Source organism: Limnothrix redekei LRLZ20PSL1 (assembly GCF_043235035.1).
Lineage (GTDB): Bacteria > Cyanobacteriota > Cyanobacteriia > CACIAM-69d > CACIAM-69d > CACIAM-69d.
Window position 1 is genome coordinate 129,684 of sequence record NZ_JAZAQF010000012.1, and the last position, 26,038, is coordinate 155,721.

At 57.1% G+C, this 26,038-nt stretch carries 20 protein-coding genes; 10 read left to right on the forward strand and 10 right to left on the reverse strand.

The features are described from left to right. The first annotated feature begins 168 nt into the window (after positions 1-168). The 3 genes from VPK24_RS02500 to obgE all read left to right on the forward strand — a co-directional run bounded on the left by VPK24_RS02500 (position 169) and on the right by obgE (position 3,415). On the forward strand, positions 169-1,266 hold the full coding sequence (locus VPK24_RS02500; protein ID WP_393010415.1) for a DUF389 domain-containing protein: 1,098 nt from the start codon (positions 169-171) through the stop codon (positions 1,264-1,266). 209 nt (positions 1,267-1,475) lie between these two features. Further along, positions 1,476-2,126: a Mo-dependent nitrogenase C-terminal domain-containing protein gene (locus tag VPK24_RS02505; RefSeq protein ID WP_393010416.1), complete on the forward strand. Its 651-nt coding sequence runs from the start codon at positions 1,476-1,478 to the stop codon at positions 2,124-2,126. Between the two features lie 152 nt (positions 2,127-2,278). After that, positions 2,279-3,415 (forward strand): GTPase ObgE, encoded by a 1,137-nt coding sequence (gene obgE, locus VPK24_RS02510; protein WP_393010418.1) that lies wholly within the window; start codon positions 2,279-2,281, stop codon positions 3,413-3,415. Between the two features lie 196 nt (positions 3,416-3,611). Here the strand turns inward: obgE and petD are convergent, their stop codons facing one another. Further along, positions 3,612-4,094, reverse strand: coding sequence for a cytochrome b6-f complex subunit IV (petD, locus tag VPK24_RS02515; protein WP_393010420.1), 483 nt, complete (start codon positions 4,092-4,094; stop codon positions 3,612-3,614). Positions 4,095-4,295: 201 nt separating this feature from the next. Continuing rightward, complete coding sequence (gene petB, locus VPK24_RS02520; protein WP_393010422.1) at positions 4,296-4,943, reverse strand: cytochrome b6; 648 nt, start codon at positions 4,941-4,943, stop codon at positions 4,296-4,298. 324 nt (positions 4,944-5,267) lie between these two features. Between petB and ctpA the strand changes: the two genes are divergently transcribed. Next, complete coding sequence (gene ctpA, locus VPK24_RS02525; protein WP_393010424.1) at positions 5,268-6,533, forward strand: carboxyl-terminal processing protease CtpA; 1,266 nt, start codon at positions 5,268-5,270, stop codon at positions 6,531-6,533. 134 nt (positions 6,534-6,667) lie between these two features. Here the strand turns inward: ctpA and VPK24_RS02530 are convergent, their stop codons facing one another. The 5 genes from VPK24_RS02530 to VPK24_RS02550 all read right to left on the reverse strand — a co-directional run bounded on the left by VPK24_RS02530 (position 6,668) and on the right by VPK24_RS02550 (position 12,074). Beyond that, the gene (locus VPK24_RS02530; RefSeq protein WP_393010426.1) at positions 6,668-7,444 is read right to left on the reverse strand and encodes a BMC domain-containing protein; all 777 of its coding nucleotides are present in this window, start codon (positions 7,442-7,444) and stop codon (positions 6,668-6,670) included. Positions 7,445-7,566: 122 nt separating this feature from the next. After that, positions 7,567-8,580, reverse strand: coding sequence for a hypothetical protein (locus VPK24_RS02535; protein WP_393010428.1), 1,014 nt, complete (start codon positions 8,578-8,580; stop codon positions 7,567-7,569). A gap of 36 nt (positions 8,581-8,616) precedes the next feature. Beyond that, positions 8,617-10,539, reverse strand: coding sequence for a ribulose bisphosphate carboxylase small subunit (locus tag VPK24_RS02540; protein WP_393010430.1), 1,923 nt, complete (start codon positions 10,537-10,539; stop codon positions 8,617-8,619). Positions 10,540-10,911: 372 nt separating this feature from the next. Then, entirely contained in the window at positions 10,912-11,247 is a 336-nt protein-coding gene (locus VPK24_RS02545) for a EutN/CcmL family microcompartment protein (protein ID WP_393010432.1), read from the reverse strand. Positions 11,248-11,765: 518 nt separating this feature from the next. Further along, complete coding sequence (locus tag VPK24_RS02550) at positions 11,766-12,074, reverse strand: carbon dioxide-concentrating mechanism protein CcmK (RefSeq protein ID WP_099533298.1); 309 nt, start codon at positions 12,072-12,074, stop codon at positions 11,766-11,768. Between the two features lie 867 nt (positions 12,075-12,941). Between VPK24_RS02550 and VPK24_RS02555 the strand changes: the two genes are divergently transcribed. The 6 genes from VPK24_RS02555 (at position 12,942) to VPK24_RS02580 (ending at position 21,517) form a co-directional block, all read left to right on the forward strand. Then, entirely contained in the window at positions 12,942-14,795 is a 1,854-nt protein-coding gene (locus tag VPK24_RS02555) for an NAD(P)H-quinone oxidoreductase subunit F (RefSeq protein ID WP_393010496.1), read from the forward strand. Positions 14,796-14,942: 147 nt separating this feature from the next. Continuing rightward, complete coding sequence (locus VPK24_RS02560) at positions 14,943-16,454, forward strand: NADH-quinone oxidoreductase subunit M (protein ID WP_393010498.1); 1,512 nt, start codon at positions 14,943-14,945, stop codon at positions 16,452-16,454. Between the two features lie 313 nt (positions 16,455-16,767). Further along, positions 16,768-17,892, forward strand: a complete 1,125-nt coding sequence (locus VPK24_RS02565; protein WP_393010434.1) for a CO2 hydration protein — start codon at positions 16,768-16,770, stop codon at positions 17,890-17,892. A 57-nt stretch (positions 17,893-17,949) separates the two neighbouring features. Then, positions 17,950-18,336: a DUF4346 domain-containing protein gene (locus VPK24_RS02570; RefSeq protein ID WP_393010436.1), complete on the forward strand. Its 387-nt coding sequence runs from the start codon at positions 17,950-17,952 to the stop codon at positions 18,334-18,336. Next, positions 18,290-20,758: a hypothetical protein gene (locus VPK24_RS02575; RefSeq protein ID WP_393010438.1), complete on the forward strand. Its 2,469-nt coding sequence runs from the start codon at positions 18,290-18,292 to the stop codon at positions 20,756-20,758. The genes VPK24_RS02570 and VPK24_RS02575 overlap by 47 nt, the downstream gene beginning before the upstream one ends. A 138-nt stretch (positions 20,759-20,896) precedes the next feature. Beyond that, a complete protein-coding gene (locus tag VPK24_RS02580; protein ID WP_393010440.1) occupies positions 20,897-21,517 on the forward strand; it encodes a Uma2 family endonuclease in 621 nt (206 codons plus the stop codon). A gap of 22 nt (positions 21,518-21,539) precedes the next feature. Here the strand turns inward: VPK24_RS02580 and VPK24_RS02585 are convergent, their stop codons facing one another. From VPK24_RS02585 to VPK24_RS02595, 3 genes are all read right to left on the reverse strand, one after another. After that, positions 21,540-23,606, reverse strand: coding sequence for an NAD-binding protein (locus VPK24_RS02585; RefSeq protein ID WP_393010442.1), 2,067 nt, complete (start codon positions 23,604-23,606; stop codon positions 21,540-21,542). Positions 23,607-23,649: 43 nt separating this feature from the next. Next, positions 23,650-24,087, reverse strand: coding sequence for a Uma2 family endonuclease (locus VPK24_RS02590; protein ID WP_393010500.1), 438 nt, complete (start codon positions 24,085-24,087; stop codon positions 23,650-23,652). A 395-nt stretch (positions 24,088-24,482) separates the two neighbouring features. Continuing rightward, complete coding sequence (locus VPK24_RS02595) at positions 24,483-25,886, reverse strand: (Fe-S)-binding protein (protein WP_393010444.1); 1,404 nt, start codon at positions 25,884-25,886, stop codon at positions 24,483-24,485. Positions 25,887-26,038 lie beyond the last annotated feature (152 nt).

The window sequence follows — 26,038 nt, forward strand, 5'->3', positions numbered from 1 at the left end:
GATCGCCCCTCCATGCCCCCAATCGCTGCCAATCGACAGCCGGCGAGGACTGGGCATTAAAGTCCTTCCCGATCGCGCTGCGCCGATCACGCCATCAACCTCCTGCGGGCGCGATCGATAATGGAGCCTGCCCAATCCCACAGCAATCCAGCAATCAGGAGCCAGTTCATGGCGCAAAAACAGCGCAAGTCAGGGTGGATCAGGCAAGGGGGGTGGCGGGCTAGCCAATCTGACCTTTGGCAAAGGGGCAGGGCCGCCAGTCAGCGGCTGATTCAGTGGCAGCGCCTGTCACCGGAGCGATCGGCCCAGCTCAATCACATGCTCTGGGAAGATGCTCGAATCGATCGCCCTTACCTCACCCAGGTCCTCGCGGCCTGTCTCATTGCCTCTTTTGGACTGTTGGCCAACAGCGTTGCCGTCATCATTGGGGCCATGATCATCGCTCCCCTGATGTTGCCCATTCGGGCGATCGCCTGGAGCGTTGTGGCAGGCGATTGGTCTCTGTTTCGGCGGGGTGTTGGGTCGCTCAGTTGTGGCGTGTTGCCGGCGATCGGGCTGTCTGCCTTGGTTGGCTGGTTGGCAGGCATTCCCGCCTTTGGCAGTGAAGTGCTGGCCCGGGGAAATCCCAACCTGTTGGATTTAGGCGTGGCCCTAGTGGCCGGAGCGGTCAGCGCCTATGCCATGGTGCAGCCCAAGGTTTCGGGAACCGTAGCAGGAACCGCGATCGCCGTGGCCCTGATGCCGCCCGCCTGTACCGTTGGTCTCGCCGTTTCCCAGGGCTATGGTTTGTTGGCCCAAGGAGCCGCCCTGCTGCTGCTGACAAACCTCTGTGGCATTGCCTTGGCGGCGGCGCTGACCTTCTGGATTCTGGGGGAACTACCCTTGAAGACCGGTCGCCACGGCATGACCGCGATCGTCGGCATGACCCTACTATTGGCTGTGCCGTTGACCTACAGCTTTTCCGAACTGGTGCGCCAGGCCCGACTAGAAGCCAGCTTGCGCCAAGCCCTGCTCGATCGCACCCTGACTTTCCGGCGCGTGAAGCTCATTGACAGCAGCGTTAACTGGCTGGCCAACCCGCCAGAAGTTCGCCTCACCGTTCAATCGGCCGAGAGCATTTCGCCCTTTCAAGCCCAATTGCTTGAAGAATTTCTTGAAAAAGCCATGGGTCAACCGTTCCGACTCGTATTCCTGGTCAGTAAAGTTTCAGAAATTCACTCAGGCTTGCGCACCGAGCCGGAGCCACCCTCGCCAGTTCCCCAATAGTTTCAATCGATCAGCCGGGTTCATCAACAAGATTCATGAGCAGGATTCATCGGCAAGATTCAATTGTTAAAACAGTTGTGATCCGTTGTTCAAAGATCAGTTGTTAAGAGAAGTGGGTACTGCGGGCCACGGCGCGATCGCCCCTCTTAGGATATTGATCAAGACGCAAAGGGATTGAGACACAAAGTTGCGATTAGGTGTCAGTTTTTATGACTCTTGTGGCAGAACCATCCGATCGCGTTCGTACCCTGCTGTGGTTGCGAGGCCTGACCACCGTTGCTTGGGCCGATGGTCACCTTGATGATGAAGAACGGGAAATCATCACTTCCCTCACCCACGAAACCCTCGACCCCGAAGCCATCCTCGAACCCCTCACCCCCGAAGAGCTGGCCGCCGAACTCGGAGGCGACCCTCACCACGCAGACAACTTCCTGCGCACCGCCGTAATGGTGGCGATCGCTGACGGCATTTACTCCGACTCCGAAGATCAGCTCATTCGGCAGTTCAGCGCCGCCCTCGGCCGCAACATCCCCGCCTTCGAAGCCCTGCAACAAACCCTCAACTGCGCCGAGCCGATTCAGCCCCACCCCGACCCACACCGGGGCGACGTGCTCAACCCCGTGCGCCATTGGCTCGATGGTTTGGAAATTCACAATCCCAAAGTTGCGCACTTTCTCTGTAAAATGATCCCCGCCCAATGCCCCTTCGAGCGGGATGTGATCGTTTTTGGGCGCAAGCTGGCCCACATTCCCCCCATGTGCAAGCTCAACCCACTCTACGACCAGCTCATGGGGTTGCGATTCCGTGCTCTCTCCTACTTGGCAGACGACTGTGGTGAAGACATCACCCCCTACTGCTAGGTGGGTTTTGGGGGCGATCGGGGATCTCCGCCCAACCCAAAGCCACCTCTAGCGCGATCGCGAGCCTTCATCTCCCGGATCATCTGCGATCCCCGGCCAGGGTTGCTGGACTTCCCCAACACTGCTTTCCCGTCATTTCGCGCCACTATTTCATGCAATTTATTGATCATTCAGAAATCGTCGTCCAAGCTGGCAACGGGGGCGACGGCATCGTTGCCTTTCGTCGGGAAAAATATGTGCCCGCCGGGGGCCCCGCCGGCGGTAACGGGGGCCGGGGCGGCTCCGTCTACTTCGTCGCCACCGATCGCCTGCAAACCCTATTGGACTTTCGCTACAACGCCCGCTTCAAGGCCCAAGACGGAATGCGCGGCGGCCCCAACAATTGCACCGGCCGCAGCGGCGAAGATTTGGTGGTGGAAGTGCCCTGCGGAACAGCGGTTTATGATGCCAACACCCGGGTTTTGGTGGCCGATTTGGTGCAACCCGGCCAGCGGATTTGCATCGCCAAAGGGGGCAAGGGCGGCCTCGGGAATGCCCATTTTTTGAGCAACCGGAACCGCGCACCGGAACTGGCCCTGCCTGGGTTACCCGGCGAAGAATTTCGGCTGTATTTGGAACTAAAGCTGCTGGCGGAGGTGGGGATCGTGGGGCTGCCGAATGCGGGCAAGTCCACGATGATCTCCGCGCTCTCGGCGGCCAAGCCGAAAATTGCCGACTACCCCTTTACAACCCTCGTACCCAATTTGGGCGTGGTGCGCCGACCCACGGGCGATGGCACGGTATTTGCAGATATTCCCGGTTTGATTGAAGGGGCCCACGAGGGGTTGGGCCTAGGTCACGAGTTCCTGCGGCACATTGAGCGAACGCGGCTGCTGTTGCACTTGGTGGATGCGACAGGAGAAGACCCGATCGCGGCCTATCACACGATTCAAAACGAGCTACAGGCCTATGGACGCGGCCTGACCGATCGCCCGCAAATCCTAGCCATTAACAAGGTAGATGCGGTGGATCCCGATTGGGTAGATACCCTGATCGAAGAACTGCAACCCCACCATCCGGAACCGATCCTGAAGGTGTCCGCTGCCACCCGCCATAACTTGGATGGGCTATTGCAGCGGGTTTGGGATTGGCTGGATCAGTTGGGCCCCGTCGTTTTGGAGTTGCCTACCCTGCTCGATCGCCCCTTGCGCGGTGATGGGATTGAATTTGGTGATGATGAAGACTGGGAAGACGACGAAGACTGGGAAGACGACGAAGACGGCCCCGAAGTCATTTGGGTTGGCCATTAAGCACAGAAGAGCGAGACCAGCTCATTTGCCAGTCTCGCTCCTGATTTGTTGGAAAGATTCTTGATAGTGCCTGTGAGGTGACGATCTCCGGTAACTGGTCGCTTACGCCGCAAGACTTTCACCGGCTCATCATTACTGAATTACGGCACTACCAGGCGGGGCTTGTACCCGTTTTTCGGGTCACTCCATCTAAGACCTAGAACAGGCCCAAGGTCAGGGACTTGTCGATCGGCATGATTGCGCCAATACCCAACCAGATGGCAAAGGCAGTTCCAAACAGGAACGAAGCCATGGCCAACGGACGACGGAAGGGGTTTTGGAACTTGTTCACGCTCTCAATGAACGGAACCAGCATCAGACCCAGGGGAATAGCACCCATGCAGGCGATTCCCAGCAGCTTGTTCGGCAGAATTCGCAGGATTTGGAACACCGGGTACAGGTACCACTCCGGCAGAATTTCCAGCGGCGTGGCGAACGGATCCGCCGGTTCACCCACGATCGCCGGATCCAGCACAGCCAGACCCACCGTCAGGGCGAAGGTTCCCAGGATCACTACCGGGAACACATAGAGCAAATCGTTCGGCCAAGCGGGTTCACCGTAGTAGTTGTGACCCATGCCCTTGGCCAGCTTCAGACGCAAGTTCGGATCGCTCAGATCCGGCTTTTTGAGGATGGACATCGCTAAACGCTTCTCCGTGAAGGGAATTTAAAACGGCAGGTGGGACAAGGGTGGAGCCGGTTGCTCCCTGTGTTCTTTACTCCGATCCTGAACGATCCTTAAGACCAATCCTAAAAAAGCTCCCGAGGGAGTTCAAGACGGCGACACACAATTCAACAACCGGTCATGAGCACCAAGTCAGCCACACCCGGTAGCGCATCTTTAGAGGGGGCCCGAGATCCCTTGCTTGCGGATCATCAGGAAGTGCATCAGCATGAACACGGCGATCATCCAGGGCAGGACGAAGGTGTGCAGGCTGTAGTAGCGAGTGAGGGTGCCTTGGCCAACGCTTTCGCCACCGCGCAGCAGTTCAACAATGGTCGAACCGACGACCGGGATCGCCTCAGGCACGCCGGACACGATCTTCACAGCCCAGTAGCCCACTTGGTCCCAGGGCAGCGAGTAGCCGGTCACACCGAAGGAAACGGTCAACACGGCCAACACCACACCCGTTACCCAGGTCAGTTCGCGGGGCTTTTTGAAACCACCAGTCAGGTACACACGGAAGACGTGCAGGATCATCATCAGCACCATCATGCTGGCAGACCAGCGGTGGATGGAGCGGATCAGCCAGCCAAAGCTCACGTCGGTCATGATGTATTGAACCGACGAGAATGCTTCTGCCACGGTGGGCTTGTAGTAGAAGGTCATGGCGAAGCCGGTGGCAAACTGGATCAGGAAACAGACCAGCGTGACACCGCCCAGGCAGTAGAAGATGTTGACGTGGGGCGGAACGTACTTGTCCGTCACGTCGTCGGCGAGTGCTTGGATTTCCAAACGCTCGTCGAACCATTCGTACAGTTTCGACATAGCTGCGGAGTCCCTTGCTGGAAACGGATGAGGCTGAAACTTAAAAATGCATGGCGCTTTTTAAAAAATTTAACACACTGGAAATCCTCCCAACCTGATGCGGAGACTCGATCAGTGGTGCGATCGGGCGGAGGAGGGGATCTGCTTTGCCTTCAGGGGTGCCCGGCCATGGCGCTGACCAATCCTGGGGCCCGCTGAGCCATTCTCAGGAAGGGGAGGGCAAAGGGGGCGATCGAGCCGGGCCGGGTTGTCACTCGACCTCGCAAGTTAAACAATTTTGGGTAGGGTTTGAGGAAGCCCCTTTCAGCAGTTAGGATCGGTTTCATGCTTAAGAATCTGATTCAAAAACCATTTAGGGTTGGACTCCTCCTAGGGTTGTGGGTGCTGCTGCTGTGGCTGGGTGGGCCCACCGATCGCGCTTGGGCTATGACCCAGGAGCAAAAGCTGCTGAGTGAAGCATGGCGAATTGTTAACCGCGCTTATATAGACGACACGTTTAATCATCAAAACTGGTGGTGGATTCGTGAAAAGGCGCTGAAGAAGCCCTTGCGCGATCGAACGGAAACCTATGGGGCGATTCAAGAAATGTTGGCCGTGTTGGGGGATCCCTTCACCCGATTCCTATCGCCGGAGCAATATCGCAGTTTGCAAACCAACACCTCCGGGGAACTGACCGGGGTGGGATTACAAATTGCGCTCGATGCAGACACGGGCGCTTTGACGGTGGTGGCTCCTTTGGCGGGTTCACCGGCCGATCGAGCGGGAATTTTGCCCCAGGATCAAATTCTGAGCATTAACGGAGTCCCTACCAAGGCCATGAGCTTGGATGAGGCGGCGGAGCGGATGCGCGGCCCCTCGGGCAGTCAGGTGCGGTTGCAAGTTCAGCGATCGGGGGAACCGGAACCTAAGGATTACGACTTGGTGCGCGATCGCATTGCGATTAATCCAGTGGTGGCAGAGTTGCGGCGCGATCAAGGGCGCAATATTGGCTACCTGCGCCTCAGCCAGTTCAATGGCAACGCAGCGGCGGAAATGGCCACCGCCATCAAGCAACTGTCGCGACAAGGGGCTGAGGGGTTTGTGCTCGATCTGCGCAATAATCCCGGCGGGCTGCTGCAGGCGGGCATTGCGATCGCCCGACAATGGATTGATAGCGGGCCGATCGTTTATACGGTGAATCGCCAAGGGGTGTTCGACTCTTTCGAAGCCAGCGGCAATGCCCTCACCGATGCGCCGTTGGTGGTACTGGTGAATCGGGGAACCGCCAGCGCCAGCGAAATTTTGGCCGGTGCGCTGCAAGATAGCGGTCGGGCCCAATTGGTGGGCGAACGCACCTTTGGCAAGGGGTTAATTCAATCCCTGTTTGATTTGGCCGACGGCTCCGGATTAGCGGTGACCATCGCTAAATATGAAACCCCATCCCACCGGGATATCAACCAAGCCGGCATTGAGCCGAATCGTCCCATTGATGGCCCGCCCCCGCTACCGATTGGGGATCGATCTGCTCCCGATCGGGTCGATCCCCAATACGATGCGGCGGTGGAGACCCTAATGGCCAGTTTGACGGGCACGGTAACGGCCCGTCGATAACATCAACCCCTGGTGCAATCATCGTGCTCAGGGGTTATTGACTGCCTATTCAGTTTGCACGTTTTCAATTTGCACGTTTTGGCTGGATGCAGATTGACTGGCTTCAGGCGACCGTCACTCAAACCAAGCGCATCCTAAAGGCGCTCCTCAAATCGTTCCAACTGCTGAGGTTCGCGCATCGGTAGCTCCACCGGCTCTAAACGTTGCAGCTCCGGCAGCGCCACCGGTTGCATCACCCGCCGCTCCACTTGATGCAGCTCGATCGGGATCGCCCGGCGAGTTTCCACTGTCGCTTGCCAATGTTCCGCCAGGGGCAAGGCCCGTTCCAAGTCTTCCAAGGCTCGGGGAATCACCATCACCGCATGGAGTTGACCAATCCGTTCTGCTTCAGCCATGCCAATTTGAATTGCCATGCCCACATCAGCCACGGAGCCGCGAATGATGGCGGTGCAAAGGCCATCCCCGATCGTTTCATAGGCAGCCAACCGCACATCGGCTCCCTTGAGCATGGCATCGGCGGCTCCCACCATGGCCGGAAATCCGACGGTTTCTAATAAGCCCACCGCTTGATTGGCAAACGGACTGCGGGGCATTTCCGCCAAAGCTTCCCAACTGGGTGGCCGAATCGGCAACACCGCATCCAAGTTGGGCAGTGGTCTTGGAATCACGGTTTTGCCCACCAGTTGCCCAAATTGTCCGGCAGTTTCTGCGCCAGCTTCCACGGCAATTCGCACATCGGCAATGTTGCCCCGCACGATCGCGGTGCAATGGCCACTACCGGTTTTCTCGAAACCCACCAGGGTCACCCCCGAAGATTTCAGCATCATGTCCGCAGTGCCGACAATTGCCGGAAAACTGCGGGTTGAGACCATGCCGAGGGCAGATTGATTTGCGGGAGTGGCAGCGGTCATCGGGGAGAAGGTAGGGACGCAAGGGGAACGATCGGGGCAATTCAGAACATTGCTGCCTCTATCTTAGGCCTGCCACAGCTTCGGCCCGCCACAGAGATTGGCGCGATCGGGTGAACAAAGACTCAGGGTTCATCCCGATCATCCGTGCCTGGCGAGTTGGCGGAGGGCAGTTGACCGGCTCCATGGGTTCCGTTCAAGGATTGCTGATAGGGAAACATCATGGACAGCAACCGATTCACGTGGCTGCGTCCATAGACTTCCACCTTTTGCTCCACAATTTGATGCTCAGTGGTTTGAGTAACGATCGCGCTCGGGGTGGGCGGCGACTCGGCCACGGTTGGTGTCGAGGTCAGCGGCTCTGAAGTGGTTGAGGTTGCTGGAGTGCCGGGAAGAATGGCTGGCGTGGCGATCGGGCGCGGCTGGATGGGGCTGACACCGGGAGCCAAGCCCGGCGGTGCTTGGTAGGGCACGGGTTCCGGCAAGGGCGGCGCGGCGGGCGGTGCAGGTGGAAAAGGACTCCCGGAAAATCCCGGACGATAGAAGCGGCCACTCCGATCCTGGCGTTCTTCGTCATCCTCATCCCAAGGAGAGGGCAACGGATCGGGCGGGTCGTCAGTCACCGGGGCGGTTGGTTGCGGGCTGGGGGCGATCGGGGTTTTGTTGAACTGAGCGGCGGCCGGTAAATCTTCAGCCCCCAAATCTCCCGTGCTTAAATTTTTAGCCCTTGGATTTTCAGCCCCTGAATTTCCTGTATTTGAATTTTGAGTTCCTGAATCTCCTAGGTCTGAATCTCCTAGGTATTGACCCGGCGCAATTCGCTGGCCAGGGGCGATCGACTGGTTCAAAACAGTTGTGCTGGGGCCAACGCAGGCCGATCGTCCCACCCGCACCGCACCAACCAGCAGCACAGCAGCCCCCAGATGGGCCGAGGCTTCCAGGACAATTTGCCCCCCTTGACAGGCGTGAACCACTGCGCCCATCCCGATCGTTACGTGGGGGCCAATCGTAATTCGGCTGCCCGGATCCGCCTGTAACAGCACCCCGGGGGCGATCGTCGCCGTTGGATCAAGCGTCACTTCGCCGGAAATCCAGGACTGGCGATCGTCCACCGGATGTAGCGGTTGCAGGGTCATCATGCGGCAGCCGAATAGGGGGATGGGGGCCTCCGGGTCTTAGCGACCGGGACGCTGAACCACTTCTTCGTAAACGCGCTTCTTGGCCGTCGGGTCGATGCCAATCACACGCACGTAGCTCGTGGGGTTATTTGCCAAGCAAGCCGTCAGGGCTGCCAGCACTTGGTTAGCCGAGGAACCTTCCAGGCCGCCACAGCTCGTCCAAGCATTGGCCCGGAACCGACGCGCATCGGCATATTCAGCGCCAATTCGGTAGCCTTGGCTCAGGAGCTTTTGGATTTGCTGGGCAACGGCAGCAGGCACGTTTCCGGCACTCACCGGGGCAGAACCATTGGTGCTGGCCGCCGCAGGAGCGCTGAAGCTCACTGCATTATTGGCCGTTTGTACGCCAGGACGCTGAACGATGATTTCAGCGGCGCGGCGCTTGCTACTGGGTTCCACAGCCACCAAACGCACATAGGCGGCGGCATGATCGGCCATGCAGGCGCTCAAGGATGCAATCGCCTCCCGTTCCGAAGTGGCTTGCACCGAACCGCAAGTCGTCCAAGCATTGGCTCGGAAGCGACGCACATCGGCAAATTCCGCCGTGATTTTGCAACCCCGGGCCACCAGTTGCCGAATTTGAGCTGCCACTTCCGCCGAAATACCACCCGGAGCCACCGCTGCACCGTTGCTGGCAGCGGCCGCCGAAGCACCGGTCACCGCCTTGGCTCCGGAACCGTCGGGCCGTTGAATCACCGATTCAAAAACGCGCTTCTTAGCCCGTTTATCAATCCCAATCAGGCGCACATATTCACCCGCATGGTCGGTCAAGCAGCCTTGGAGCAGGCTCAATACCTGGGACTCGCTGGTGGAGTCGATCGGCTTGCAGCTCGTCCAAGCATTCGCCCGGAAGCGGCGCGGATCCGCATGTTCTGTACCGATTTGGTAGCCCTGGGCTAGCAGTTGGCGCACTTGGGTTGCCAAATCGCCACCAACCGCACCATTGCTGGTCGGAGCTTTGAAACCGTTGCCGTTGCTGCTAGGTTGGCTGGCTTTGGCACTGGTGACCGTACCTTGACCCGCTTTGTCGCCCGGGCGGTGAACGACCGATTCATAAACCCGCTTCTTAACCGCAGGGTCAACCCCAATCACCCGCACATATTCACCCGCGTGATCACGCAGGCAGCCTTCTAGGGCCGTCAGCACGTCGCTTTCATAGGCCGATCGCGGCAGGGCGCAGCTTGTCCAGGCATTGGCCCGGAAACGGCGTGCGTCGGCATATTCAGCGCTGACTTGGTATCCCTGAGCCAGCAATTGGCGAACCTGTTGCACCAACTCGGCGCTCAACGTCGTCGTAACCACGGAACCCCCAGAACCTTCAGAACGATAATCTTGAACAGCAGAACCGTTGGCGGGCCAATTGCCCGTCGGGTTGGCGATCGCCCCCTCAGGCCAATGATCCAACCCGGCCAACTGGCGCACAAACTCCCGATCGCGCTCCCGAGCCACCGGCAACGCATCGGCCTGTTCCTGCGTCAGAATCGTCGAACCCGACGGCACATAACGCCCCGACGGAATTTCCACGTCTTGAATCAGCACATGCATCATCACAATACAGCCATCGCCGACCCGCGCATTAAACACGGTCGATCGAAAGCCAATGAAGCAATCACTGCCGATGTAGGCGGGGCCATGAATCAGCGCCAGGTGTGATACTGTCGCCGATTCACCAATCCAAACCGCATAATCTTGACCGTCATCCCCCAACACACAGCCGTCGGCCAACCCATGGATCAGCGCTCCGTCTTCCACCGATGCCCCCGCACCGATGTGGAACGCTGCGCCCCGATCGGCTCGCACCGATGTGCCTGGCCCCACCCTTGCCCCAGCGGCGATCGTTACTTGACCAACCACATTGGCGAACGGATGAACTTGAGCCGTGGGATGGATGGCGGGCCGCACGGATTGGTCGGAAGCCACAGACTTCCGATCAATAACCGTTCCATTTGCCCCTCGCGATCCCATGCTTAAAACCTCCGTCACGACTTCACTAACAATTGCCGCGATTCGCTAGCGAATGCTGCAACCAGGAAGCTTTCTACTCAATCGCGGTGCAGGTGGCTGCGTTTGCAACCCAGGCTGGCAGGGCCGAACTGGCTGCCTTCCGTATCGTTGATTTAGATGATCAAGTGACTCCATTGAGTTGACCTGATCGCTAGATCGCCGCACTCAAGTTGCAATTCACCCAAATCGTCGTTAGTCGCCATTGCCATTAGTCACCCTTGGTTGAAGCTGCCTGGAACAAACCCGGAAGATCCCTAGACTATTCCTGACAACCTCGCGCTGGTGACCCTAATTCGGCAACCGGGCATTATTGGGCAACAACAGCCGGTCTTCATCACTCTTGCTGTACAAGCGCATATTTTCAGCGCTCACGGTGTCGATGATCGCAATGGCCGCCGCGTCAATTGGACGACCTTCGCCCCCATCCACTTGACGAGCAGCGCTGCCTCGGGCCACCAGCACCCATTCATCCATGCCAGCCCCCACCCCGTCAGCCACCACCTCATATTTCGGCGTGAGCTGACCGGCCGCATCGACCAACTGCACCAACAGAAACTTCACACCCCGTAGGCTGGGTTCCTTTTGGGTGCTAACCACCGTGCCGCAGACCCGTGCAATTTGCATAGCAACTGACTCAAATCAGCACTGTGAACGATCGCGAAAACAACAGGCACTTTGAAGCTTTTTTACGAGGACTCACCCTCAACACTCCTATCCGTTTTAGCCACTGACCTGAGCGAAGCGATCGCCTCGATCAGAAAGTTCTAAAAACGCTTTGCAATTCAATAAATTGCATTGTTTCGGAATATCGGGACAAGCACTGACTAACCGACAGTGCGATCGAGTCGTTATCAGACCTAAACAAAAAATTTTAGCCTGTTGGATGAAGTTAGGTCTTAACCAATTTCGATAGGGCGATCGCGTTATGCCAGCGCACTCGGAATCCTGATCTCAACATCAATAGCGCAAAGGCTAGGGGTCAATTTCCAATTCGCAACGCCCAAGAGACCGCGTGATCGGGCTTGAACCAACTGGCTTTGAACTGTGATGGAGACGACCGATTCTCATGCTCGATCGCTTAAAAACTGCTGCCCGCTGAAATTACGTCAAAGCCTAACGCAGCCAACTTCGCGCTTGGATGACTATTCCGAGAACTGTTGCACTGCCTCGGTGTAGCGGATCGGCAGCACATACTCCAGGTTTTCGTGGGGGCGGGCAATGATGTGGGTCGAAACCACTTCACCACCGTTCACGCGGCGCACAGATTCCACGCCAGCGGCTACGGAAGCTTGCACTTCCGACACGTCGCCACGGACGATCACGGTCACGCGGGCGCTACCAATTTTCTCGTAGCCCACCAAGGTCACCCGAGCGGCCTTCACCATCGCATCAGCGGCTTCCACAACGGCGGGAAAACCACGGGTTTCAATCATTCCGACTGCAATAGGCATTGCCGAACTCCTTATGTTGTGTCGTAAACGCGAATGTTGTAGAACGCCTTGGTTGTTTCCAAGGACGATCGTCCCTGCGCTAGTGCGATCGCGGCATTTATCGTACCCCCCTTGGGGATCTGGCGCTAGCCATTATTTCTCAAGTATTGGAAATAATACGCACGATAGAATGCGGGTTTTCATAAAAAAACCCACTTAATCCGCGATTCCCCCGCAGAATAGCGTTGACGAACTTCCCAAGCCTAGCTACGGCTCCCTACGCATTAGGCTACAGGGAGAAGCATCTATGGCAATTCGCCCCGCAACGATTCGTTACGGATTGCTACCTGGGCAGGAATGAACGCTTTACTAACTAGTTTGCCTATTCCCTAGTGTAGTGAAAAGCGTCCCCAATCAGCTTTTTTAATCTCAATCGTTTTGATAACTTGCGGTTAAGCCCCCGTTCGCTTATCAGAAAATCAGAAAAGTTAATCCCCCCGCAAAGGAATTGCAAAGTTGATCTCGATTGCCCAAGGCATCCCATCAACGCCTTTGCATGACCTTTGCATGAAATGATCAAAAACATTGGATCATCGTCATTTAACGGTCAAAATACCCGATCGCCCCGGGCGCAATTCCCTTGGCAGCGGCACGAACCCAGCTACAGGGGATGCCAAACTGAGGATCACAGAGGATCAAAACCGATCCAATCACTTGCTAGGCTTAACGATGGCCGGCCAACTCGCCGTCTGTTTCGCGTCTGATTGTTTTTAGCTCTATTTCTGGCTATTGCTGGCTATTTCGCCTAATTGCGCCTTTTTGCGCCCTTTTAAATTTTCCTGTTCACCCTTACCTTGAGCGCGATCGCCCATGACCGCCTTACCCCCTCTGACTCAATGGCTGGTGCAAACCGTCTGGCTTGTGCCGGCCTATGGCTTGATTGGGGCGTTGATGACCCTGCCTTGGGCCACGGGAACCATCCGACGCACGGGGCCCCGGCCCGCCGCCTACATCAACCTATTGATGACAATTTTGGCCGCCATCCATGGCGGTTGGCTGTTTCGGGAATTTTGGGGTCAGGAGGCGCAATACCTCAGTTTCAATTGGCTGGAGGTGGCGGATTTCAAGCTCTCCTTTGTCTTGGAGGTTTCTCCGGTCAGTTTGGGGGCCATGGAACTGGTCACGGGGCTGAGTTTGGTGGCGCAGGTCTACTCTCTGGGTTACCTGGAAAAGGACTGGGGCTTAGCGCGATTCTTCGCCATGATGGGCTTTTTTGAAGGGGCCATGAGCGGCTTAGCGATCAGCGATTCTTTGCTGTTGAGCTATTGCCTACTGGAGATGCTGACCCTTTCCACCTATCTGATCGTGGGCTATTGGTACGCACAGCCTTTGGCCGTTACGGGGGCCCGCGATGCTTTTCTGACCAAGCGGGTGGGGGATATTTTGCTGCTGATGGGGACATTGGCCCTTTCGACCCTCAGCGGCAGTTTGAATTTTTCGGATTTGGCGGATTGGGCCCAAACGGCCCAGTTAACGGACTGGCAAGCGGGTTTGCTGGCGATCGCCCTCATTGCGGGGCCCACGGGCAAATGCGCCCAATTTCCGCTGCACCTGTGGCTGGACGAAGCCATGGAAGGGCCCAATCCAGCTTCCCTGATGCGGAATTCGATCGTGGTGGCCTGTGGGGCCTATGTGCTGATTAAGCTGGCTCCGGTGTTGGCCCTGTCGCCCTTGGGGTCGGCGATTCCCATTGCCTTGGGAACCATGACGGCGATCGGGGCTTCGCTGGTGGGAATTGCCCAAATTGACCTGAAGCGGGCCCTGTCCCACACCACCAGCGCCTATCTGGGGTTGGTATTCATTGCGGTGGGGTTGCAACAAACGGATGTGGCGTTGCTGTTGCTGCTGACCCATGCGATCGCGAAGGCAGCCCTGTTCACCAGCATTGGCGGTGTCATTCTGAACACCAGCACCCAAGATATGACCCAAATGGGCGGTTTGTGGTCAAAAATGCCTGTTTCTACTATGGCTTTTGTGGCTGGCTCCATGGGGATGGTGGCCCTGTTGCCCTTGGGATCCTTTTGGGCCATGGAGCGGTGGCTCAGTGAGCCGGCCATGCCCAGTTGGTCGATCGCGGTGGTCTTGCTGGTGAATGGCTTGACAGCACTGAATTTGGCCCGGGTGTTTGGGCTGGTATTTGGTGGCTCCACACAACCCAAAACCCGCCGGGCCCCGGAGGTGGGTTGGACTATGGCCGTACCGATCGTGTCCTCGATCGTCCTGACCCTGTTGGTTCCCTTGATGTTGGAGCGGTGGCAACTGCTGTTAACCCGGGTGGGCATGCTGCAATTTCCGATCACAGAAACGATCGCCCTGGTGGCTTCGGCGGCCCTGGGCGCGGCGATCGGGATTGCCATCTATAGCTTTGGGGCCGTGGCGCGGCCGGTGAAGTTGCCGATTCCGGCCTTGCAAGACCTATTGGCCTATGACTTTTATATCGATCGAATCTATCGGGTCACCATTGCTCTCGTGGTGGGGGCGGCGGCCCGGTTCACGGCCTGGATCGATCGCTACGTCATTGACGGCCTGGTGAATTTGGTCGGGGTAGCAGCCCTATTTGGTGGCGAGGGCTTGAAATACAGCACCTCTGGCCAATCCCAAGGCTACGTTTTGGTGGTGCTGATTAGCGTCAGCATGATGGTGGTCTTGGCTGGGTGGTCTTTGGCGCAACTGTGGTTCTAGGAACCCAATGCGCAAGAAACGGGAGATCAGGAGCGAATAGCAGACGAGTAACGGGCGAGCCACGGGCAAATAAACGGCTGATTGATGGCTGAAACAGATGATTGGTTGCTGATGATTGATTGCTGAGACAGAGAGGCAAAAACTGTGTTGCTGAGTTTGTTGGTTTGGATTCCCATTGTCGGGGCGATCGCGATCGCCCTTTGGCCCGGCAAAGTCAACGCCACCCAGGCCCGCCAGGCGGCCATCTTGAACTGGATTGGCCTCACGATCATTACCGGGGTGATCGTGACCCAGTTTGACCCCAGCACCGATCGCCTGTCCCTGGTTGAGTCCTTCCCCTGGATCGATCGACTCGGCCTCAGCTACAGCCTCGCCATTGATGGCCTGTCCTTCCCGCTGGTGGTGCTCAACACCATGCTGGTCGGCATCGCCATCTTCAGCACCAACGAAGCCATCAACCGCCCCCGGTTTTACTACAGCCTACTGTTGTTGCTCACCAGCGGTGTCTATGGAGCCTTCCTAGCCCAAGACCTGCTGCTGTTCTTCCTGTTCTATGAACTAGAACTCATCCCGCTCTATTTCCTAATTGCCATTTGGGGCGGGGCCCGGCGCGGCTATGCAGCCACCAAATTTTTGATCTACACGGCCGTTTCTGGAATTTTGATCTTGGCCGCCTTCCTAGGATTAGCCAGCGCCGCCGGTTTCAGCACCTTTGGCTATGAACCCCTGCGAGAATTTGCGATCGCCCAAGCCACCGCCCCCGACTCCCTCTTACCGGCCGCGTCCCAACTCTTGCTGTTGGCGATGCTCGTGGTGGGCTTTGGCATCAAAATTCCCCTGGTTCCTCTGCACACCTGGTTGCCCGATGCCCACGTGGAAGCCTCCACGCCCATCTCCGTCCTGCTAGCCGGTGTGCTGCTGAAGTTGGGAACCTATGGCTTAATCCGGTTTGGGTTGGGCATGTTCCCCGAAGCCTGGACCCAAATTGCACCTTGGATGGCCGCCTGGGCCGTGGTGAGCGTGCTCTATGGTTCCTTTGCCGCCATTTCCGAAGGCATCGCCAATGGGGATATGAAACGCCTGGTCGCCTACAGTTCCGTGGGGCACATGGGCTTTATTTTGCTGGCGACGGCAGCGGCCACCCCCGTCAGCCTCATGGGTGCGGAATTTCAGATGGTGGCCCATGGCTTGATTTCTGGCCTGTTGTTTCTGCTGGTGGGGATTGTTTACAAAAAGGTGGGCACTCGCCAACTGAGCGCTCTCAGCGGGCTGTTTAATCCCCAACGGGGGTTGCCGGTGGTGGGGTCGCTGATGGTGTTGGGGGTGATGGCCAGTAGTGGCATTCCCGGAATGGCGGGCTTCATTGCGGAGTTTTTGATCTTCCGAGGTAGCTTCCCCACCTATCCGATCTATACCTTGCTCTGCATGGTTGGCACGGGGCTAACGGCGGTCTATTTCCTGATTTTGCTGAATCAGTCATTTTTTGGGCGGCTGACGGAGCGGGTGGCCAATTTGCCCTCGGTGAGTTGGCTCGATCGGGCCCCGGCCATTGCCTTGGCTGTCCCGATCGCCCTGTTTGGTCTGCAACCCAGTTGGCTGGCCTACTGGAGCGAGCCGGTCACCACCGCGATCGCCCTAGCGGCCCATCACAGCCCCTAAATAATCACCGCTTCAGGCCCCGCTTCAGGGCTTGGCACTGCCCGATCGCCCCATCATCACCCCGCGATCGGGCATCAACCTCACCAGCAGCAAAAGACCCATCACAACATCAGGCCGGTTCTGATTACTCCTTTGGCATCCCCATATAATCAGATCATCAGAATTGCCAGCTCCCAAACCACAGATTCAAATTACGGATTCAAATTACGAATTCAAGCCGCAAATTCAAGCTGTGAATTCAAACCACAAGTTCAAACTGTGAATTCAAGCTGCGAACGTCAACACCATTGTCCCAGCTTAAGGTTTTCAACCCATGCTCTCTATGACTGCCATCCATCCCCTAAACAGCACGATCGAGCGGCTCTTGCAAGGGGAAGCACTGCTGAAAGATAGCCCCAGCAACGTGCTGGAAGTGGTGGGCATTTTGCATAGCTATGGCATTGTTTTAGATGCCTATTCTAATAACCTAAACTATATTGCCCTGCATCAGTTTCTGCGATTTTTCCCATTTTTTAAATACTTTAATGGTGAAACTTCGCTACCAAAGTTACTGAAACATTGGCAGCACGATCGAATCAATTTTGAATATGCCGAATATTGCATGAAAGCCATGTTCTGGCATGGGGGTGGCCGATACGATAACTATCTAGATTCACCAGAATTTATTGCCCTTGCCCAAAAAGCGATTCGGGCCCGTTTTGCCAAAAACCCGATCGTCCTGGGAATGGATCAGCTATTTCCTGAGTTTTTGCTAGAGCAAGTGCGGCAATTAGCCTATTACCGAGCTTTGGGGCAATTCTGGCGAATCATGAGCGACATGTTCATGAGCCTTTCAGATCAGTACGATCGCCGCAAAATCACCACCATTCCCCAAGTGGTTCAACATATCCAAGATGGTCTGGTGGCGGGGGCCAATTTCCCCATTGAATATGCTGTGGAATTGGGTGGGGTGACCTATGACATTGTGCCCCGATCGGCCAAGATGACCTTCCTGATGGATGCGGCTGTGCCCTACGTGGAGGCGGTCTTTTTCCGAGGAACCCCCTTCAGCGGCACGATTTCCTACAATGCCCAAGCGGCCCGCATTCCCACCGAACAGGGAGATTTTGCCTATGGTGCGCTCTATGCCGACCCGTTGCCCGTGGGCGGTGCAGGCATTCCGCCGACTCTCCTGATGCAAGACATGCGGCATTTTGTGCCCGATTATTTGCATCAATTCTATGAAAATAGCCTGCGCCATGAAGACGATTTATTGGTGAAAATTTGCCAATCATTTCAAAAGTCCATGTATTGTGTCACCACGGCGGCTCTGCGGGGCTTGGCTCCCCATCCCCTGGAGTCGGCTGACCCGGCCCATCAAGCGGCTAATAGTTCCTACTTGAATGGTTGGATGGATCGGTTTATTTCGTCGCAGCTTGGCAATGTGAATCGTGATTAGGCATCAAATTCATCTGATAATTGATCCATTCATCTACCCGTCAATATGTCAGTTGATATGACCCTCAATTCTGTGGAAACACGCCAGGCGATCGACGATGAATTATCCAAACGGTCTTTAGACCTTGACCCGGCTGGCTATTTCGTGATCTACCTCGATCGGGAGCGGGCCTTAATTTGCGCCAAACACTACAGCACCGTGATTAACGATCAGGGCCTAGCCACGGATCCGGTCACCGGCAAGGTGATTCCGGCGAAGGGTTCTGTTCCGCGCACGGCCGAGGCCCTCTATACCGGACGCACCGCCAAGGAACTCTGTGTGAAATTGCTCGAACAAACCCAGCCGATACCGGTTTCGATGCTGGATCATGCGGCTTATTTAGGCCGAGAGTTCATGCGTGCAGAACAGGCTTTGGCCACCGGTGCGGAATACATTCAAGACTAAGACCAAGGCCCTGGAAGCGGCCTGGCGCAGCGCCCGAACACGACACTCTCAGGAGTGGTGGTTGGCGGCGCTGTTGTATGGTCTGCTGGGGGTTTTGATTTTGGGGCCCCAGCCCTGGCTCCCGGTGGTGGGAGCGGGGGACACGGATCTCTGGGAAGCGATGGGATTTTATGTGCGGGAGCATTGGCACTGGTGGCCCCTGCCGCATATCGATTTAGTCAGCGATCAGGCGTTTTATCCCTACGGGGGTCAAGTGGCTCTCCAGGCCTGGGGTCTGGAGCGGGATTTGTTCTATGCATTGCTCTTCAGCCTGGGCGGGGCGGGCCCTTGGCTCAAGCTATATTTTCTGATGTCGGTGGCGATCGCCCTCTTTGGCATCGCGCGGATTTTGCAGCCGGACTTTGGGGAACGGCGGGCAATTTTAACGGCGATCGGGGCGGTGTTTTTGAACATCTACGCCCTGATTTGTAAGTTTCCGTTCCACAGCAACATGGCGATCGTCCATTGGCTGGGTCTGAGCCTGGCCACGGATTTTGTGTTGGTGTGGCGATTTGTGCGGGGCCGGGCGATCGGGCGGGCTTGGTGGCTGGGGCGCGGGGCGTTGGTGCTCCTTAGCTTGGGCCAGGACTTGGGCTATGTGGCGGGGTTTGGGCTGCTGTCGCTGGTGCTGTCTGGGGGATGGATGTTGGCGGTGAGGTGGTGGCGGTGGCGAACCCAAGCGATTGAGCTAGTCGCGGCTGATGCCCACCAGGACGAAAAGAACCCAGATTGGCAACTCCGGCTTGGCTATTGGATTTATGGCTGGCCGCCCTTCCGCCCGATCGAGTGGGGATTGATCGCCCTCATTGTTTGGGCCGCTTGGTTATATCTGCTGCCGGTGATTCCCATTGTGCAGTTAGCCAAGGAGTTGGACTGGAGCAACACTTTTGATCGGGCTTGGTTTGCCCATCCCCTGCGCCTTTTAGCCCCCTATTGGCCCCAAATCAACCCGATCGCGGCGGCCGGCTGGTGGCGAGCCGTGCTGCCCAGTCCCCTAGAAACAGATTTTGATGGGGTGGTTGGCTGGGGGTTGTTGCTAGCGGGGGCGATCGGCTGCTGGCAACGGCGGCGCTGGTGGGCGGCTTTCGTGCCCCTGGGCTTGCTGATGGGCTGTTTAATCGCCTATCGCCCCTGGGATTTACCGATTTTGCAGTGGTTTCCCTGGTTTTCGTTTAATCGCGTGGCCGGACGGGGTACGGTGGTCTTCCCGATCGCCCTGGCCCTATGCAGCCTGGGTTGGCAGCCGGATGCGGGGCGATCGGCCCGAACGCGGCAATGGAACCGCTGGGCCGCCCTGGCCGTGGCGGGCATCTGTTTGCTGGATTTGATCGGCGGTTATGGCCTCAAACCTCGCGAACAACCCCTAGCCCCCAGCTTTCAGCCCTACATGACCCTGGTGGCCCAGCAGTCGGGCACCGCTGTTTTGGACTGGCCCTTTTGCGTAACAGGGGGAAACGGCGTGGGCAGTGGCGATGGCACCTGCCCTTTTTTTGCTCACAATCCCAGTACCCACGCCCTCAGCCGGTTTCACCACAAAGCCACCGTGGGGCAATACTTGGGGCGATTGCACCCCAGCCAGCTCACCCCCTACCTCGAAGCCGGTTGGCAATATTTGGCCCTGCCCGATCATCCGGATTTAAACCAAACCCAACGCCAGCGCCGCTGTTTTCGCAGAGATGAGTGGGAGTTTTTTCGACGATTCTTTCAATTAGGCGATTTTGCAGGCATTAATCTCTATGTCGATCGCCTGGCGCGGGGATGTGAGAGGGAGTTTTATGACCAATTGGGCCACCCGATCGCCAAAACCACCGTGCCGGGCATGGGGCGTGTGGTGTTTATTCCCAAGCCAGCCCCCTGGCAAAGCCTAGTCGATTTGGATCAGGCGCGACTGTTGCGTTTTTCACCTTTCCTTGACCCAGCCCCCGTCAGCCCGGATCCTGCCAATCGCGATCGCCTGGATCCGGAAGCTGTCCCCCTTAAAGCCGCCGTACCGGAGCTAGACCTCGTGCAGTTCGGAACCGTGCGTGGTGTGGAAATTCGCGGCGGCTTGGATCGCAATCGCCAAGGGCAACGCTGGGGTTTGGCCCCCATGACCGTCCTGGATTTGCAGAGCGATCGGTTTCAAACCCGACAGCTCAAAATTCAAGCGACGGTTCCTGTGGCCAATCAGCGACTTAGCATCTTTTTAGATGATGAACTCCTGTGGCGCAGTGAGCTTTTATCCCGTAACCAAGCCCTGGATTTGAACTTACCGATCGCCCTACCGGCCGGCAAGAGTCAGCTATGCTTGGTTTATGAACAATCCATCATTCTGCGCGATCAAATTCCTGCGGCTGGCAACCGCCCGATCGCGTTAACTTTCCAGCATTTAGCAATTGAATAATTGTCAATTCAAGTTACTTAAAATCAGAATAATCACTAGCCCAAATCACGATCAGACAAAATCCCAAGCTATCTCGAACTTTAATGGAATCAAGATTTCAAACAAGAACCAAAATAGCCAACATCAGGACAGAACTCGATGATTACAACTCGCGATCGCCTCTTGACCTTTGAGGACTATCTGAATCATCAAGCCGATGACTCAGCCAGTGATGTTCGTTATGAATTAGTGGATGGTGAACTAATTCCCATGAATCCACCCAGAATCGAGCACTTTTTGATTGCTCAGTTTTTAAGTGACTATCTTCGCCAGGTAATTGGTCAAAACAACCTACCTTGGATGGTATTTGCCGAAATTGGTGTCAGAACGGGATTTCGGCGATCGCGTGTGGTGGACTTATGCGTTGTGCAACGGGAGCAGGTGCAGGAATTAGCAGGGCGATCGGCAGTTTTTGAAACGCCGCCCTTGCTCGCTGTGGAAATTGTCAGCCTCGATTCGATCGGGCGAGATTATCGCTACAAGCGATCGGAATATGCCGCTGCGGGAATTCCTGAATATTGGATTGTGGATCCCCTCGAAAATCGCTTGACGATTCTGCAATTACGAGAAGGGTTATATGACGAAATTCCCCAAGATCAGTCTGGGCTAATTCAGTCGCCTATTCTTTCAACCATGGGCCAGCCATCGACCGATCAGCAGCCAGCGATTACGATCGAGCAAATCTGGCAAGCAGCTCATCTGGCTCCAGACCCTGCATAGAGTCTCCAAGCGATCGCGAGGATTACCCCAAATCGGTCGCCCAGCAAAGGGCTTCTGCATCCACTAAGCGCTGTCGCAAACTGGCCACCAGCGATCGCGCCTGATATTCATACATGGCGCAAACCATGGGCGGCTCGCCCGCTTCCACCAAGGTGGGCAACCGCTGAAACAGCGATCGCGCATGGGCCAAGCTGCACCCTGTGATGCGGGCGATCGCGTTGGCCCCTTCAAAATCCGCTTGGGGACTGGCGGAATGCAACCGCACACACCACGATCGAGGAGCCAGCTCGCCCCGTTCAATCCGCCGCAAACCTTCAATGGAAGCCAACACCACCAGGCGATCGCCCGATCGCAAGTGGCGATCGAGGCGCGGAAAGTCCAATTCCCCATCTGCCAACACCTTGCGGCCCACCCGCTCATGCAACAGCGGCACAGCGCCATAGCCACAGGCAAACTCCGCCAGCAGCAAACCCACTAGGGTATCGCCCGTCTCAATCCGATATTCCGCCACCAGCATCGTGGTACGTCCCCAACGATAGAGACTGAGAATATTTTCGCCAAAGGCCGCCCCCGCAAAGGCTTCCGCCGCCAGGGCATAGGCGCAAAGCACCTGCGCATCGGGCAACAGCCCCACCAAGGTATCGCTAAAGGCGCGATCGAACGTGCGAATCACCAACCCCGTCGAGAGCGACGCTTGGCGCACCATCAACGCCATTTCCAAGTTGGCAATTTCGTCATCGGTGGCAAAGACGATCGACTTAGCCCGCTCCAGTTCCACCCGATCCAGCGTATCCGGCAACTTACCCACCATCAGCGGCAAATCGCCCAAGGTATTGTCATCCAAGCCCTGGCGCGTCAGCCCTGCCACCGACTGCCCAGACTGCAACAGCAGGCGGGCAATTTGCTGGCCCACCTGCCCCATGCCCACCACCAGCACATGATCCTTGTCCGGCAGGCGGGGGCGACTGGGGGAAAACCGCAGCCGCAACGACAACAGCCGCTCCGTCAGCAGCGCATAGAGCACGCCCACCAGACCCGTGCCCACCACCGTCAGACTAAACCCAAACAAGCGCAACCAGCGAGGCACAGCACTGGCCTGGGCAGGATCGCCAAACAAATCGGCATAGCCCCCCAGTAACAACAAAGCCGTGTTGCAAAAGGCATCAAACCAATCGCGATAGGGCGAGTAGTGCCGCAAAATCACGGTTCCCAGCAGCAGCAAGCCCAGCACGGCTCCGGCGTAGATTAGGGCAATTTGCAACAGCCGACTGCGATGCAGGAGCGATCGCGTAGCTTGCTGGAGTGATTGCAACAGTTGCCAACGCGGTGTCGATCGCGGGGTCGTCGTCAGCATCGGCCGCGACGGGTGGAAGGTAGCAGTGGCTTCCCACTCGTGCCAACGGCCCCCGCGCCGCATTTCCACATAGGCCACCCAATCACCAGGTCGCAAGGGTTCCATGGTGCCAGACCCATAGAGCAGCGGATCCGGCGGCAGGGGCAAGGGGCCAGTCCAGTGACCCAAAATCAGGCGCGATCGATTGTTGAGATTCGCGGGAATGTCCCCCAACCAAGGATCATCCGCCTGGAGGGAGCGCTGGCGCACCCGATAGGCCACGCCGTTGATTTCAAAGGCCCCGATCGTCTGATCCTGCAACGCGGCCAGGGCAAAGGCCATAGCAGACAACCGAGAAGGCTCGAAGGCCACAAAGTTGCCAAATTGCCGAGCCAGCAAGTCATTCAAGTGGGGACGGTTGGAGCGCACCACCAGCCGCACCGCCGGATTCAGCAACCGCGCCGCCAAAGCCGCCTTTAGGTTAATTCGGTCATCCCCAGCCAGCAGCAAAATGGCTCGACAATCGGCAATCCCCGCCTGCTGCAAAATGCACGATCGACAAAAATCCCCCTCAATCACCTGTTCCAGCATGGCGGGCAAATCCGGCACATCCCACCCGCTTGGAATCGTGCGTTCGATCGCCCGGACTCGCACCCCAAAATTCGCCAAGGCCGCGACACAATGTTGTCCTAAATTGCCTAACCCACAAACCAAGAAACCGTCAGACAGCACCGTTTGCATCTGCGAATTTTGCATCTGCCAATTTCGTACCCACCAACACTGTAGAACAGGCGATTAATCAACCGTCGCCCCACCGAATCTCTTCATAGATCATGGCGAGTGTGTCTGAAAAATCCAAGCTTTGTAGTGCAAATGATACTTCCGACAATGAGCGCTGTTGCTCATCGGCGGTCAGGGTTTTGGGATCAAAGTCGATCGCCCCGTAACGGGTTAGTTCCCAGCAATTCGGCGCAGCACCCTCGGGCCGATAGTAGCGATCGAGAGCCGGGCGATCGCTGCTAATCAACACATATTCCTTAAGGGATTCCATCCGCGCGTATTGTTGAAACTTTTGGTCGCGATCGAACTCAGCGGTTCCGGGCGACAGCACTTCCACAATCAAGCAGGGATATTGAATGGCTTGGCGCGATCGCAAGTCCCGAGGATCGCAACTCACCACCAAATCAGGATAGAAAAAGGGCCCTTTTTCCGAAACGTAAACCTGCACTTCGCTGATGAACGCTCAGCAGGATGTACCTCGGAGGTGACGCTTGAGCGCAATGACAAAATTCCCGGTGATCGTATTGTGATCCAGCGTGCTATCAGCCCGGGCATAGACTCGACCATTGAGGTATTCATGCCGCCATGGTTGTTGTGCTTCCCAAGCGAGAAATTCTGCGGGAGAAAGATAGCGGGAATCCATTGCATCAATCATGGCCGGACTGACAGGCTGGATTATTGATGGGGTTAGGGGGTGTCGTCATTTCTGAATGTCTCTCGATGCGAGGCTGAAACAGTTGATTTCCCGTACCTCAATCGTCGTAACAAGGGGCTTAAGCCCCTTGCCCCCCACGATCCGCTAACAGCAGAATCAGGGTTTCAGGCGATTTGACGACAGTCCCTAAACCCAGTCTAGCGATCGCCCTTTGGCCATGCTTCACCCCGCATGGCGCGATCGAGCAGTTCGATCGGGTGCAAAACCGGCACAGTTTTATCTTGCAATCCTAGGTGTTTTTGAATTTGCAAGGAACAACCCGGATTCGGTGAGGCGATCGCGTCGGCTCCCGTGTTGGTCAGGTTTTGCACCTTCAGTTCGCCCAGCTCGTCAGCGATTTCCGGTTGCAGCAGGTTATAGATCCCGGCGCTGCCGCAGCAGAGTTGCGAATCGATCGGCTCGCGCAGGGTCACGCCGGGAATTTGCCGCAACAGGTCGCGCGGTGGGGCGCTGATTTTTTGGCCGTGCAACAGGTGGCAAGCGTCGTGATAAACCAGCGTCACCGGCTCCGGGGCGATCGGCTGGAGCGGCGCAATCCAACCCACTTCCGCAAAAAATTCGTGGATGTCGCGCACTTTTTCCACAAAGGCAGCAGCCCGATCGCGGTATTGCGGATCGTCTTGCAGGATGTGGCCGTATTCCTTGAGCGTGTGCCCACAACCGGCGGCGTTGATGATGATGTAGTCTACGTTGGTGTCCGCGAAGGCATCGATCATCTGGCGGGCGATCGCCTGGGCCTGGTTGGTTTGGCCCTGGTGGGCGGGCAGGGCCGAGCAGCAACCCTGGCTGGGCGGAATCACCACCTCGCAACCGTTGGCCGTCAACGCCCGCAGGGTGGCGGCGTTCACCCCGCTAAAGAGGGCGCGCTGCACGCAACCAAGAATCATCCCCACCCGATAGCGCTGGGTTCCTTGGGCGGGAATGGTTTCGGGAAAGTCGCGGCTGAGGGTGTCCCAGCTCAGGCGCGGCAAAATTTCTTCCATGGCCGCCAGGTTGGGCAGCCATTTTTTCAGCAGGCCGGTCGATCGCACCAGGGTTTGCAAGCCCGACTGTTGATAGAGCAACAGGAACGGCATCAGCAGTTTTAGGCGATCGGGATAGGGAAAAATCTGGAAAATCAGCGTCCGCAGGGCCTGTTCCGGTAGCGATCGGGGCACGTTGCGTTCCACCTGCGGTCGGGTGGCGCTGATCAGTTGGTCATATTTCACCCCGGACGGGCAGGTGGTGACGCAGGCCAGGCAACCTAAGCAGGTGTCGAAGTGTTGGGCGGTGGTGCGATCGAGCTGGGCGGTTCCTTCGTTGATCGCATCCATCAGATAGATGCGGCCGCGGGGCGAGTCGGTTTCCTTACCCAACACGCGGTAGCTGGGACAGGTCGAAAGGCAAAACCCGCAATGGACACAGGAATCGATCAGCTTGGGGTTTGGCGGCGAGTCGGGGTCAAAGCCCGATCGCTCACCGGCGGCCAGTTCACCCAAGTGGGGGTTTTGGGCCAGAAAGTTGCTCTCTTTGGCGGGAATCGGGCGATCGCTCGTTTGCATGGGTCGGTGGGGTGAAACCAATTAGGCGATGGCAATGATCTGGCGACGTTCGATCGGCTGGTACTGCTCGATCTCCCCTCCCAGCACCCTGATTCCACCGTTCGCGAATCGTGGGAGCAAGGGGCTTGAGCACCTTGTCTGGGGGGTGGGAA